This window comes from Bacillus sp. ISL-18, assembly GCF_018613415.1.
Taxonomy (GTDB): domain Bacteria; phylum Bacillota; class Bacilli; order Bacillales; family Cytobacillaceae; genus Neobacillus.
In genome coordinates this window covers 28,119-41,151 of sequence record NZ_JAGGQG010000004.1, presented here as the reverse complement: position 1 = coordinate 41,151, position 13,033 = coordinate 28,119, and the positions used below count along the sequence as shown (strand labels likewise).

The 13,033-nt window shown below is 41.8% G+C and carries 11 protein-coding genes; 9 read left to right on the top strand and 2 right to left on the bottom strand.

Translation table 11 applies throughout. The annotated features are described in order from the left end of the window. Positions 1 to 5 precede the first annotated feature (5 nt). The 8 genes from J7E81_RS07755 (at position 6) to J7E81_RS07720 (ending at position 8,400) form a co-directional block, all read left to right on the top strand. A complete protein-coding gene (locus tag J7E81_RS07755; RefSeq protein WP_215041589.1) occupies positions 6 to 1,451 on the top strand; it encodes an aldehyde dehydrogenase family protein in 1,446 nt (481 codons plus the stop codon). Between the two features lie 15 nt (positions 1,452 to 1,466). Beyond that, complete coding sequence (gene nadX / locus J7E81_RS07750; RefSeq protein WP_215041588.1) at positions 1,467 to 2,252, top strand: aspartate dehydrogenase; 786 nt, start codon at positions 1,467 to 1,469, stop codon at positions 2,250 to 2,252. Positions 2,253 to 2,380: 128 nt separating this feature from the next. Continuing rightward, positions 2,381 to 3,685 (top strand): aromatic ring-hydroxylating oxygenase subunit alpha, encoded by a 1,305-nt coding sequence (locus J7E81_RS07745; protein ID WP_215041587.1) that lies wholly within the window; start codon positions 2,381 to 2,383, stop codon positions 3,683 to 3,685. 49 nt (positions 3,686 to 3,734) lie between these two features. Further along, complete coding sequence (locus tag J7E81_RS07740; protein WP_215041586.1) at positions 3,735 to 4,244, top strand: aromatic-ring-hydroxylating dioxygenase subunit beta; 510 nt, start codon at positions 3,735 to 3,737, stop codon at positions 4,242 to 4,244. Between the two features lie 26 nt (positions 4,245 to 4,270). Further along, positions 4,271 to 5,056 (top strand): SDR family NAD(P)-dependent oxidoreductase, encoded by a 786-nt coding sequence (locus tag J7E81_RS07735; protein WP_215041585.1) that lies wholly within the window; start codon positions 4,271 to 4,273, stop codon positions 5,054 to 5,056. A 33-nt stretch (positions 5,057 to 5,089) separates the two neighbouring features. Further along, a complete protein-coding gene (locus J7E81_RS07730) occupies positions 5,090 to 6,052 on the top strand; it encodes a VOC family protein (protein WP_215041584.1) in 963 nt (320 codons plus the stop codon). A 105-nt stretch (positions 6,053 to 6,157) separates the two neighbouring features. Further along, positions 6,158 to 7,426 carry a glycosyl hydrolase family 18 protein gene (locus J7E81_RS07725; protein WP_215041583.1) on the top strand — a complete coding sequence of 423 codons (1,269 nt, stop codon included), beginning with the start codon at positions 6,158 to 6,160 and terminating at the stop codon, positions 7,424 to 7,426. Between the two features lie 173 nt (positions 7,427 to 7,599). Then, entirely contained in the window at positions 7,600 to 8,400 is an 801-nt protein-coding gene (locus J7E81_RS07720; RefSeq protein ID WP_215041582.1) for an EcsC family protein, read from the top strand. A gap of 48 nt (positions 8,401 to 8,448) precedes the next feature. On the opposite strand, the gene J7E81_RS07715 is transcribed toward J7E81_RS07720, so the two are convergent. After that, on the bottom strand, positions 8,449 to 8,652 hold the full coding sequence (locus tag J7E81_RS07715) for a hypothetical protein (protein ID WP_215041581.1): 204 nt from the start codon (positions 8,650 to 8,652) through the stop codon (positions 8,449 to 8,451). 127 nt (positions 8,653 to 8,779) lie between these two features. Next, entirely contained in the window at positions 8,780 to 10,222 is a 1,443-nt protein-coding gene (locus J7E81_RS07710) for a L,D-transpeptidase family protein (RefSeq protein WP_215041580.1), read from the bottom strand. 463 nt (positions 10,223 to 10,685) lie between these two features. Here J7E81_RS07710 and J7E81_RS07705 point away from each other — a divergent pair, with 463 nt between their 5' ends. After that, entirely contained in the window at positions 10,686 to 13,025 is a 2,340-nt protein-coding gene (locus tag J7E81_RS07705) for a YhgE/Pip domain-containing protein (RefSeq protein WP_215041579.1), read from the top strand. Positions 13,026 to 13,033 lie beyond the last annotated feature (8 nt).

The window sequence follows — 13,033 nt, the reverse complement described above, 5'->3', positions numbered from 1 at the left end:
AGATAGTGATTTCAACGTATCCATTTGTTTCAGGCAAATATCTAATCGGCGGAAAGTGGATTCAAGCAGAACAAACAGCAGCTGTAACGAACCCGGCTAATACGGGTGAAGTTGTTGGTGAGGTGGCTTTATGTTCAAAAAATGATGTAGACCAAGCCGTGTTCACTGCTGCTAAGGCATATGAAGGGTGGTCGCAAAGTGATATTTGTGACCGGGCAACCCGGATGAGGCTTGCAGCCGAGGAAATTAAAGCAATCGTTGAAGAGAATGTCACTTTACTAGTCCGCGAGAATGGTAAGGTACTAGTTGAAGCGAAGAAGGATTTGCTCAGGTGTGTAGATATTATGAAACAAGGGGCGGAAGAATTATTAGAATGGTGGCAGCCTGAAAGTTTACCAGGCAGCCAAAAAGTGCAAATCAGAAAGCGGCCGCGCGGTGTGGCAGCCATTATCTCTCCTTGGAATTCTCCACTGATTCTTACATTTAAGCGGGTTATACCAGCCGTGTTGGCTGGAAACACAGTAGTCGTAAAGCCAGCAACCAGCTGTCCATTAACGATTATGACGTTCTTAAAGGTGGCAGCTTCCTATTTTCCGGATGGAGTCATTAATGTGGTATCAGGTTCCGGTAGTGTGATTGGCGATGCTCTTTGCTCTGACCCAAGGGTTCGTACGATTGCGTTCGTTGGCAGTACGGAAACTGGTAAAGAAATCATGCGTTCAGCGGCCGGTACGGTAAAGAAACTGTACATGGAACTGGGCGGAAATGATGCGGCGATTGTTCTGGCTGATGCCAAATTGGATGAAGAGGCGATCAAACGCCTGCGTTTCGGAATCCTTCGTGCGGCAGGGCAAGTATGCTCAGCGATTAAAAGAATCTATGTTCATGAATCTAGGTATGAGGAAGTCATTGAAAAATTAAAGAAGGAATTCAGTCGAATTCGAGTTGGAAACGGGATTCAGCCTGATGTTGAAATGGGTCCGTTAAATAATAAATCCCAATATGAATATGTTAATGGTCTGATCAAACGGGCAGCAGAGTCAGGGGCAACTGTATGGACTGGAGGAATTCAACTCGATCCTGAATCATGGGATCAAGGCTATTTTATCATGCCGACCATCATTACTGGAGTAGACCAAACAAGTGAAATCGTACGTGCAGAACAATTTGGTCCGGTGATCCCGGTATTGCCGTTTTCAGATATGGATGAAGTACTAAGGCTTGCAAATGATAGTGAATTTGGTTTACGGGCGTCTGTTTGGACAGAGGATGAAACACTTGCGATCAAATTAGCCGACCGCTTGGAAGCCGGGGCCGTTTTTCATAATAACCACACGGTTTTCCAAGATCTTCACCTCGATTTCCCTGGATTAAAAGAAAGCGGCCTGTCCCGTGAAACGAGACATTGCGGTCTAGAATATTTCGCAGATTCATATGGTCTGGCCAACTAAAAAGGGGGATGCCTGATGAGAATAGGGTTGATTGGCGGAGGAAATATTGGAAAGTTCCTTCTTCAAAGCATCAATAGGGATGGTCTTCTTCCAGACGGAAAGATTGTTGGCCTTTATACCCGCAACCAGCAAAGTGCCGAACAGCTTGCCAGGGAATTTGATACAGAAAACTATTTCGATATTCAATCACTAATCGAATCTGCTGCGATTGATTTAGTCATAGAAGCGGCGAATATTCAAGTAGTAAAAGACTACGCTGCTGCTATTTTAAAAAGTGGAAAAGATTTAGTCGTAAGCAGTGTGGGTGCTCTAGCTGATGGCCATTTTTATCAACAGCTAGAAAGAATATGCCAAGAAGCCCGCTCGAAAATTTATTTGCCGGCCGGTGCAATTGGCGGATTGGATATTTTAAAAGCAGCTAAATCCATTGGTGAACTAGAATCTGTTTCGATTATTACGAGGAAACCGCCTATGGCATTGCCTGGTGCTCCTGCCGATAGAGAGCAAGTGATGTTCGAAGGCACTGCAAAAGAAGCTATAGAATTATTCCCTAAAAATATAAATGTATCGATTATTTTGTCCTTGGCAGGACTGGGACCCGATAAAACAGGAGTAAAAATAATTTCCGATCCAGCTGTGAGAAAAAATAGTCACTTGATAGAGGCTGCAGGGTCTTTCGGAGCATTATCTCTTCAAGTAGAAAATGATCCGATGCCTAATAATCCTAAAACAAGCTACTTAGCAGCCTTAAGTGTATTGTCTGTATTGAAAAATAAAGATGCAGTAGTTAAGGTAGGTTAGATGGTAGAATGAAGATATGGATAGCCATTATAGTATTCTAGAAAAGAAAACAGGGGAAACCCAATCTTTTTAGACAATATTCTCCTGTAAATAGGAAACAACATTTAATAGTAAGGGGGAATAGGCATATGATGAAAACGAACATCAAGCTTGAAGAAATGTCGCAAACAGACATGATTGACTATTTAAAAGAATCGGTGCAGCCTGAAAGTGGCGCAATTCCTGCCTTTCTTTTAGGTGATCCAAAGGTTTATGACATCGAACACAAAAAAGTATTTTTAAAAACCTGGCTGTTTATTGGTCATGAATCAGAGATCCCCAACAAAAATGATTTTATTACAAGAGCCATAGCAGGCTATTCCGTCATTATTACCAGAGGTGCAGATGGTGAAATCCGCGGTCTTTATAATATGTGTACCCATCGCGGCATGAAACTGTGCCGGGCAGATGCAGGAAATAAATCATCATTTACATGTCCGTATCATGGCTTTAATTTTAAAAATACCGGGGATTGTATTGGAGTACCGCTTCAAAAGGATCTTTATGGGGAGGGATTCGATAAATCTGGATTAGGGCTCCATAAAATCAGAATCGAATCTTACAAAGGTCTTATGTTTGGCACGTGGAATGACGAAGCCGAGCCTTTAGTAGATTTTTTAGGTGACTTTAAATGGTATCTTGATATTTTAGCAGGCCGGGCGCAAATGGAAGTCATCGGACCGCCGCAAAGATTTATTATCCAATCAAACTGGAAAATTGGTGCGGATAATTTTGTAGGTGACTCCTATCATACCATGGTTACTCATGGTTCAATTGTTAAATTGGGAATGGTCCCAAGTGCAACTTATTCGAAAAAAGGCTATCAAATCTATACAAAAAATGGGCATGGGCTAAATCTTGGCACACCGAATCCTGATTTTGCTTTTCCGGAAGAACTTAAAGAAGAGTACAAGTCTAATTTAACAGAAGAACAGTATGACGTACTATTTAATTTAAAAAATATGATTGGCAATATCTTTCCTAATCTATCTTTCTTAATTTCCCATACGAAAGTAAAAGGCCAGTTGATCTCTAATACCTCTGTCCGCCTTTGGAGACCGGTTGATGTGGATAAAATGGAGGTCATTACTTGGTTTTTAGTAGAGAAAAATGCTTCTGATGATTGGAAACGACGTTCTCGAGAGTCGTTTATTTTAACGTTCAGTCCTTCAGGAATCTTTGAACAGGATGACACCGAGGTATTTACGGATATTACTGCTGCGGCCGCTGGTCCGATGCCACTAGTGAAAGGGCTTACCTATAATTATACGATGGGCTTACACCGGAAACCTGTAGCGGATTTTATTGGACCAGGTGTCGTTTTTGATGATAAATTCACAGAGGCCAATCAACGGAACTTTTATCGATACTGGCTCGATCTCATGACTTCTTGATTTTTTCTGAAGCTGGAGAGATTCTATTAAAAAGATTGGAGGATTACGGATGAGTTTAGAGAAAATGCTGGCAACCTATGAATTTGAACAATGGTTGTATGTAGAAGCAAAGCTGCTAGATGATATTGACTTTGATGGCTGGTTTAGCTTGCTGCACCCTGACATTACCTATCAAATGCCGGTAAGAGTAAATAAGGAAGGGATTGAACGTCCGGATTATTCCTTAGATATGTTTGCATTTCATGATGATATTGAATTGTTGAAGATTCGCGTAGACCGTTTAAAAACGGATTATGCCTGGGCAGAAATTCCTCCTTCTCGGACACGAAGATCCGTTAATAATGTCCGCCTTCTTGAATATGTTCCGAATAAAAAAGCGGTGGTAAACAGTTATTTGACCATTTATCGCAGTCGAAGTACAGATATTCATCACGATTTAATTTCTGGGGAACGGCACGATGAATTTACATATGTGGATGGGGAATGGAAGCTGTCGAAGCGCGTGTTCATTGTAGACCAAACCACATTAAATACAAGAAATCTCGCTATTTTTGTTTAATGGCTGAAGAGAAAGGGGCTTACTTGATGGCTCAGCTTAGCGGCAAATCTATTTATTTGACCGGAGGTGCCTCCGGTATTGGAAGGGCTGTCACAGAAGCATTTATCAAAGAAGGTGCGGCTGTAACGGTCCTTGATAGGTCAGCAGAAGGGTTACATGAATTAAAACAGCAATTTGGTGAAAAGGTTCAATGTATCGATGGTGACGTAACGGTATATGAAGACCATGTTCGTGCAGTTGAAACTGCAGTTGAATCCTTTGGGAAGTTAGATGTCTTTGTTGCCAATGCAGGTGTTTTTGATGGATTTGCCAAGTTTGAACATGTTACATCGGAAGCGATGTCAGCTGCTTATGATCTGCTGATGGATATCAATGTGAAGGGCTATTTTAATGGGGCAAGGGCCTCCGTTGCGGAGCTTAAGAAAACATCCGGGAATATGATTTTTACTGTTTCTGGGGCAGGATTCTATCCAGATGGAGGCGGAGTCTGGTACACCGCGAGCAAACATGCTCAAATTGGTTTAATGCGTCAGCTTGCGTTTGAATTAGCCCCTGAAGTTCGAGTGAATGCGGTGGCCCCAGGAGGTACTTTAACGGCATTACATGTTATTCCGCCGCTCGAGCCCTTCGTAAAGATCGTTGATAATGAAACGAAAGAGAAGAGTATTAAAAAACGGAACCCACTGCAAATTGCGATGAAATCGGAAGACCATGTGGGGGCATATATCCTGCTTGCTTCAGAACAGGCACGTGCGATCACGGGTGAAGTGATTTCCAGCGACGGAGGATTGGCTGTTCGCGGGCTTGGTTGATTAGTGAAAATAACTAACTGAGGTGAATGTTAAATGACTGAATCCTTGACCGGAAAAAAGCCGTTATCTGGAAATAACGTCATTAATCAAATTGCATTTGTTGTTCGGGATATTGAGCAGGCATCAGAAGCATTTGCTCAACTTCTGGGTATACCGAAACCAACTTGGTTCTTAACAGGTGATCGTGAAGTTTCAAAAGTCACTTTTCGCGGCCAGCCAAGTGATTCCCGCAGTAAGCTCGTATTCATGAATACACCCACAGTGCAAATTGAACTGATTGAACCAGATCAAGAACCTGGGACTATGCGTGAATTTTTGGACACAGTAGGTGAAGGGATTCATCATTTCGCCTTTGACGTGGATTCCATTAAAGATAAACTTCCTGTTTTTGAGGAAAATGGTTATGCATTGCTCCAAAGCGGAGAATTTACTTCCAGTGACGGAAGATATGTATATGTCGATACCTTAAAGAGTCATAAGACACTAATGGAGCTCTTAGAAAGTGCTGAACCGAGAGATACCGCTCCTAAAACGGATGTCTTCACCCCGTTATTAGGGACGAATAAAATAGAGCAGCTTGCTATTGTCGTAAAAGATCTTGATGCTGCTGCAGAAGAGTATTGTAAGTTATTAGGTGTAGACAAACCTCTTGTTATTCAGTCCGGTCCAAGTGAGCTTACTCAAGTTGTTTTTGAAGGAAAACCAACTGAGGGTAGATCAAAATATATGTTTATTAATACCCCTTTACTTCAACTTGAATTAATCGAGCCAGGGGATTCACCAAGTACGTGGAAAAAGCATCTGGAAACACGAGGAGAAGGGGTCCACCATATTTCATTTTTGGTAAATGATATGGATGAAAAAGTGAAGTTAATGGAGGATATGGGCTATCCAATGATTCAAAGGGGAAATTTCTGGAATGGCAAAGGAAGATACGCCTATATGGATACCACCTCTACATATAAAGTAATAATTGAACTGCTTGAAAGATTTTGATTGGCAAGAAAAGCGGACTTGTGACAAAAGTCCGTTTTTTCGTTCCTGCACGAAGTATATTCTCCCCCCTCCCGCTAATATGATGGTATGGAAGAGGTGAGGACGATGACTGTACATGTCGTTGGTACGGCTGAAAATCTGTGGTCCATTTCCGAAAAATATAAGGTTTCCATTCCAACCATTGTTCGTTTGAACGGGTTACCTTCTACAACTGAAATTGTTCCAGGTCTTGCCCTGTATCTTCCCGACGATTCTCTGCCAACAAGAGCTTATCAAATAAAAGCAGGTGATTCCCTTTGGGAAATAGCGCAACGATTTAATTCCAATCTTTCCTTGATTCGTAAAGCTAATCCGGGGATCAATATAAATCAACTTCACATCGGGCAGATGATTACCATACCTTCTCCGACCAAATTAGCCGTTCGGACGATTGGGTTTTTTGTTCCTTCAGGGCCTAACCTTTCCCTATTAGATTCCTTATCCAACCAACTCTCTTATGTCGCGGTCGTGAACTATGCGTTTACTAATGAGGGTTACGCTTTCGCTCAAATAGACGATACTGCCATTGTGACAAAGTGCAAGCAATTAAATATGACACCCTTATTAATGATCCGGAATTATATCGCCAGTGGCTTTAGTGCTGAACTGGCAGGTGGGGTCCTTGGGAATCCAACCTATCGACAGAATTTAGTCACGAGCATCGTCAATCTCACTATTAGTAGAGGGTTTGGAGGGGTGAGCCTTGATCTAGAATTTATCCCGCCGGCACGGCGTAATGATTTTACAATGTTCTTAACAGATTTAAAGCAGCAATTAGGGAATTTACTTTTACAAGTTAATGTTCACGCGAAGGCAGCCGATTTACCGGCCAATCGGATTGTCGGGGCGTATGATTATGAGGCAATTGGAAAAGCGGTTGATTTGATGGCAGTTATGACGATGGATTATGGCTATCCTGGTGGACCGCCTGATCCCATTTCACCATACGGTTGGGTAGAACAAGTGATTAAGTATGCCATTACGCAAGTCAGCCCGCCAAAGTTATTCATGGCGCTGCCGTTGTATGGGTATGACAAAGTGGTTACTACTCATGCTAATCAAGGATTGTCTGTGCTCAATGCGCAAAACAAAGCCATTTCAGTTGGAGAATCGATTCAATTTGACGAAACAGCGAAATCACCATGGTTTCGTTATTGGTCCGGCACCGAGGAGCACATTGTTTGGTTTGAGGACATCCGCAGTTATATGGAAAAGTATAAACTGCTTGATAGTTACGGATTAGCCGGAACAACGTATTGGCACATCGGTTTGCCGGCACCTCAGCATTGGGCATTTTTAAATAAGGAAGTAACCATTTTAAAAAATCCGTTGTAGTTTTATGTTTTCATCAAAGTGGTATACAGGTGACGAACGATCGTAAATAATAAGCAAAACATAGGTGCGAAAATTTGTTTCCGCTGTCCGCCTGATTTACCATTTGAAACCAAATAGGTCCGTGTTCGTATATAAATCAACCATTGATAAGAAATAAAGGTGATGAAGCAGTCATGGAAACAAGAGAAGAACTAGTGAATCAACTTTCCGTCATAGAAAAATGGGAAAAGGACCAGAGTGATTTGTGGATTTGGGAGCGGCTGGGCCGGCTTCCGTTTAAGCTTTTGGATAAAATAACTCCATCATTCATTCACAATAAAGTGGGGAGCTTGCTTGAAGAAATCGGTTCTTATATCCAAACGGGCGGCAGCTATCTCATTAAAAAAGAGACGATTTTTAAAAAGGTAGAAAAAGAGATCGGGAAGCCGATCAACGATCTAGCAGATATCAAAGATATTCCTGTAACGACTATGAATAAGTTGAGCCGAGATCTTACCAAGCAGAGGAAGAAATTTGCTGCCATTCAAGGGGCCAGCACAGGGATCGGCGGAATTTTTACTTTGGCTATCGATATCCCAGCTTTAATCGCTATTTCTTTAAAAACACTGCAGGAAATTGCGATTATTCATGGCTATGACCCAAGCGATCAAAATGAACGGGTGTTTATGGTGAAATGCCTGCAGTTTTCTTCAGCTGATATTGTTGGAAAACGAGCCATCCTACATGAACTCTCGAGCTATTCAGGGCGAGGAAGCAGATCGGATGAAACGATTTCTCAGCTCCAAGGCTGGCGAGAGGTTGTCTATACGTACAGAGATCAATTTGGTTGGAAAAAGCTGTTTCAAATGGTTCCAATTGCAGGGATCATTTTCGGGGCGTTTACAAATAGATCGATGATTCATGATTTAGCTGAAACCGGAATGATGCTATATGGAAAAAGAAGAATTCTTGAGCGGTTAGACCAGGTTTTATAATATTATAGATGGTGTCCCATAAAGTTAATACTTTTGGGACACCTTTTTCTATTCTTGATTGTCACGGTCGTTGTTGTTGCCAGTGACACTGTTTACCGCGTTGCTCGTAGCATCAACTGCTTTCATGGCAACATTCTCAGTCGTTTCTAAGGCATTGTGAACCGTTTCAAATGCAGAACCGGCGGTATTCTTTAAGCTGTTCGCAATACTGTTGTTGTTTTGTTGATTTTCTTTATTATTTTGATTCGTCATAATTTGTCACCCCCTAAACAGAAATAGGATATGTAGTATCAGGTTATTTATTCAAATAAACGATGGATGAAGATGCAAAGGGACGGTTCTTCTGCTTCTAAGAAGCAGAAGAACCGTCCCCGTGATTTTAATAAATGACAACCGGTTCATGTGTGCTGAGGTTATTATAAACGGTTTTCATGATACTTGATGGTGTATTGACGCAGCCGCCGGATCCTGCTTTTAGGTAGGCAGTGCTTGACCAGTTTGACCGCCAGCTGGCATCGTGGAACCCTTGGCCGCTGTTGGTGAATGGCGCCCAGTATTGGACTTCCACCTCATAAGAACCACTGCCTACGTGAGAGCCTTTGAGGATAGATGGTGTTCGTTTGTAAAGGATATACCAAACTCCTTTTGATGTATCTTCACCCGTGCTGTGTTTACCGGTTACGACATTCGTTGTAACGACTAATTTTCCGTTTTTGTAAATCCAAATCTTCTGTTCGGCAATTGATACTTCAGCATACGTATCGCCAATGCCATTATTTGAGGTCGTATTGTAACCGTAGCCTTCACCACTCCAGCCATGCCCGATAATATGAGAAGCAGAAAGGGATTTCTCGCCCTTTTCGAAAGCGGCCTGAAGCTGAGCGGCTTCTTTGTCCTCATCTAATGCCCAGCCATAGCCTTCTCCTTTAACCGAAATGACTGAACCTGAATGGGTCTTGAATTGGAAATTTTTATTTAATGTCGATTGAGTTTCATTAATTTCAGAAATCTTGTTTTTTAAATCAGTTGCATCAATGGAAACCTTCAAATCTTTTGTCACCGCGGCGGTTTTAATTAAATCGCTCGCTTTTAAGGAATAAACTTTGTCCTGCACCTTATAATCCACGGTTCGCTTTAGTAGTGCCTCTAGCTTATTTTTTTCATCTTTAATGATTGGACTGTCTTCTTTGATTGGCTCGATATAGACAGGATTCAAATGGATATCACTTTTATATTCCTGTTTTTCATAGTCCTTTAATAGACTGGCAATCTCATATTGATTTCCGCTCACACTTTTAGAGACGACGATTTTACCTTGTTCTAAATGAACTTCGGCATCTTGTGGCGCTTTTAAACTTTTGTTCATGGAAAGAAGCTTTTCTTCGACTTGTTTCTTCATTGTCTGGCTGCGATACTGATCCATTTTGCTGGGCATTAATGAATAGTTTTTCGCCTTTGAAGAAGGAAATAGTGTCTTTTGGTTTGCTAATAATTTTTTAACGGCTGGCAGATCCTTTTCTGTAAATTCCATTTTCGTATCTTGTCCATCTAAAATCTGCCGTTGCCCGACGTATACTTCGTTGGTTAAGACAGCCGTTTTTAATTTCTTTAGTGCCTCGTCAGCAGTTAGTCCACTGACTTTTATGTCATTAATCTTTATATTTGCATTAAAGTGGTTTGCCTGATAATAGTTGATACCGCCCAAAATAATGGCCAAGATCACAATGATACTTGGTGTGATAAACTTCCAGTTTTTGAACCATTTAGACGATTTTACCCGTCGCCTATCAATTTCCACTGTTTCGCTTACTGAACTTTCCATAAAGATTCCCCCTCAACCGGTGACCCAGCAATCAACGTCAACCGACTTTACTTTTCGCCTTCAATCAAACATTACAATTATATTACAACATTCTTAAAATAACCTTAAATATTTATTACTTATTCTACTAAATTTTTTGGTAGACAATTGTCGTAATTTGTAAATGTATGAAATTTTTTATTTTGAAAAAATTAGGCTGGAACCTCCAGGTTATTAGGACTGTTTATCGAATCCAACTTACCAGTATTTATAGTTGAATCCAATCATAAGTCGTGGTATAGTAATACAGTCAATAAAATGACCGAAATACTAAAACGGTCAGTTGGATGTGCCTTTTATGGATACGGACCGCCTGCATAAATTTTTTTAGCGGTCAATCAACATACGTTTCTTTTTTTGCTTAAAAATGACCAAATGGCGAATTCAGTCAAAACGGTTGAAAATGATGAATGAGGTGAATAACATGAAAGCTTTCACATCGGTGAAAAGTGAATTTATGAGGATTCTTCGCACGCGCAAATTGCTAATCGCTATTATCGGTGTGATGACGATTCCGGTGCTTTACAGCGGCACCTATTTATGGGCCTTTTGGGATCCATACGCTCATTTGGACCGAATGCCGGTGGCGATTGTAAATAGCGACCAAGGTGCGGTTTACAATGGAGAGAAGTTAACAATTGGGAAGGATTTAGTTAAGAATTTAAAGGAGAAAAAAAGCTTTAACTGGGAGTTTGTCAGTGCAGCGAAAGCCAAACAAGGCTTGAAGGAGCAGGATTATTATTTAGAGATCGAAATTCCAAAAGATTTTTCAAAAAACGCGACAACCCTGCAAAGTGATCATCCCGAAAAATTAAAGCTGATTTATACCGTTAATGAAGGAAATAATTATTTATCATCGAAAATAGGCGATTCTGCGATTGAAAAAATAAAAGAGGAAGTGTCGAGTTCAGTCACAAAAACGTATGCCGAGTCCGTGTTTAATAGTTTAAAAGATGTCGCTAACGGATTGAACAAGGCAAGTGACGGTGCTGGAGAGCTAAATAATGGTATTTCTGAAGCTAAAGACGGTGCTAAAAGTTTAAGAGATGGAATTACCACTGCCGGCAGCGGCGCTGCAAAATTAGCGGATGGGGCAAAATCCGTTGATGATGGGGCCAAAACCATTAAGGGAAACCTTGAAGTTTTAGCAGAGAAGTCGGTTGCTTTTTCAAATGGAGTGGCTTCAGCTTCGGCGGGCTCTAAACAGGTTCAAACCGGATTAGAGCAATTTAGTACTGGTCTCACACAAATGAAGGATGCCAATACCAAATTGTTGACCGGTGCGACTCAAACAGAAGCAGGCACGCAGCAATTATCGGATGGGTTAGCGTCAGCTGCTGCCAATCTGCCTAGTCTGCAAACTGGTTCAAAGCAACTGCAAGATGGTTCTTCGCAGCTTGCTGCATCTATAGACAAATGGAAGGCAGGGGCAGACCAAACAAAGGCTGGAGCAGATACTGTAAGCCAAGGACTGGAGCAGCTGCTCGGTCAAGTAAGCAGCATGGAAGCTAGTACGACTGACCCAACTGAAAAGGCACAATTGACTGCTTTAAAGGGTAGCTTGACACAACTGTCACAAGGCAGCCAGCAGGTCGCTGCAGGTGTAGGCGGGTTGTCGAGCAGTGCTGAGCAAATTAAGCAAGGCGCAGGTTCCTTAGCAGACGGTGCAGCCCGATTGAATCAAGGTCAGGGACAATTGGCGGAGGGAATTAACCAATTGTCCGGCGGAGCAAAACAGGTACTAGACGGCCAAGGACAGTTAAAGCAAGGTTTGGCTCAGTTTGGTGCTAAGCTTAATGAAGCGCAAACAGGCTTCGGCCAAATTGTGAATGGCTCAAGCAGCCTGACATCTGGTTTAGGGCAATTAGCATCAGGCTCTACACTATTGAAAAATGGAACAAATCAGCTGGCCCAAGGGGCGAATCAATTAGCTGCCGGTACAACATCGCTTTATACCGGTCAAAAAGACTTAAATACCGGAATGACCAAGCTTGCGGATGGTTCATCCGATTTAACGAGCGGAATGGCTAAACTGGCGGATGGTTCAAAAGAATTGAGCGATCAATTGGATAACGGAGCGAAGGATGCCAGTGATGTCAAAGCGAATAACCGTGTATATGATATGTTTGCTAAACCCGTTAGTCTGAAGGATACCAAGATGAATCATGTTCCAAACTATGGCAGCGGCTTGGCACCTTATTTCTTGTCATTAAGTTTATTTGTCGGTGCGCTTATGTTGTCTGTTATTTTCCCAATGTTTGATCCGGCTGTCGAACCCAAGAGTGGAATTGGCTGGTTCATGGGAAAAGCCGGGGTTATTTTAGCAGTGGGGATTGGCCAGGCGCTGTTAGCGGATGCCGTGTTATTGATGGGCTTAGGGCTGGAAGTCAAGAGTGTTCCTTACTTTATTATGTTAAGTATCATTACAAGCTGGACCTTTATGGCAATTATCCAGTTCCTAGTTACAGCACTTGATAATCCTGGACGATTCTTAGCGGTTATTTTCTTAATCTTGCAGTTAACAGGCAGCGCGGGAACGTATCCAATCGAACTTAGTCCGAATTTCTTACAACATATCAACCATTACTTGCCAATGACCTATTCTATTTCTGGGTTTAGGGCAGTCATTTCAACCGGCGACTATGGATTTATGTGGACTAATATCGGGCATCTTGCCATATTCTTTGTATTATTCTTAGCTGCAACATTAACATTCTTTATCACAAAGTTTAAAAGGCAGATTGGGAGAACCGCTGAAGTTTAGAATGATCT

Excerpts from the sequence above, each read along its gene's own strand:
- nadX (WP_215041588.1), top strand. The coding sequence starts at position 1,467 with ATGAGAATAGGGTTGATTGGCGGAGGAAATATTGGAAAGTTCCTTCTT.
- J7E81_RS07745 (WP_215041587.1), top strand. The coding sequence starts at position 2,381 with ATGATGAAAACGAACATCAAGCTTGAAGAAATGTCGCAAACAGACATG.
- J7E81_RS07740 (WP_215041586.1), top strand. The coding sequence starts at position 3,735 with ATGAGTTTAGAGAAAATGCTGGCAACCTATGAATTTGAACAATGGTTG.
- J7E81_RS07735 (WP_215041585.1), top strand. The coding sequence starts at position 4,271 with ATGGCTCAGCTTAGCGGCAAATCTATTTATTTGACCGGAGGTGCCTCC.
- J7E81_RS07730 (WP_215041584.1), top strand. The coding sequence starts at position 5,090 with ATGACTGAATCCTTGACCGGAAAAAAGCCGTTATCTGGAAATAACGTC.
- J7E81_RS07725 (WP_215041583.1), top strand. The coding sequence starts at position 6,158 with ATGACTGTACATGTCGTTGGTACGGCTGAAAATCTGTGGTCCATTTCC.
- J7E81_RS07720 (WP_215041582.1), top strand. The coding sequence starts at position 7,600 with ATGGAAACAAGAGAAGAACTAGTGAATCAACTTTCCGTCATAGAAAAA.
- J7E81_RS07715 (WP_215041581.1), bottom strand. The coding sequence starts at position 8,652 with ATGACGAATCAAAATAATAAAGAAAATCAACAAAACAACAACAGTATT.
- J7E81_RS07710 (WP_215041580.1), bottom strand. The coding sequence starts at position 10,222 with ATGGAAAGTTCAGTAAGCGAAACAGTGGAAATTGATAGGCGACGGGTA.
- J7E81_RS07705 (WP_215041579.1), top strand. The coding sequence starts at position 10,686 with ATGAAAGCTTTCACATCGGTGAAAAGTGAATTTATGAGGATTCTTCGC.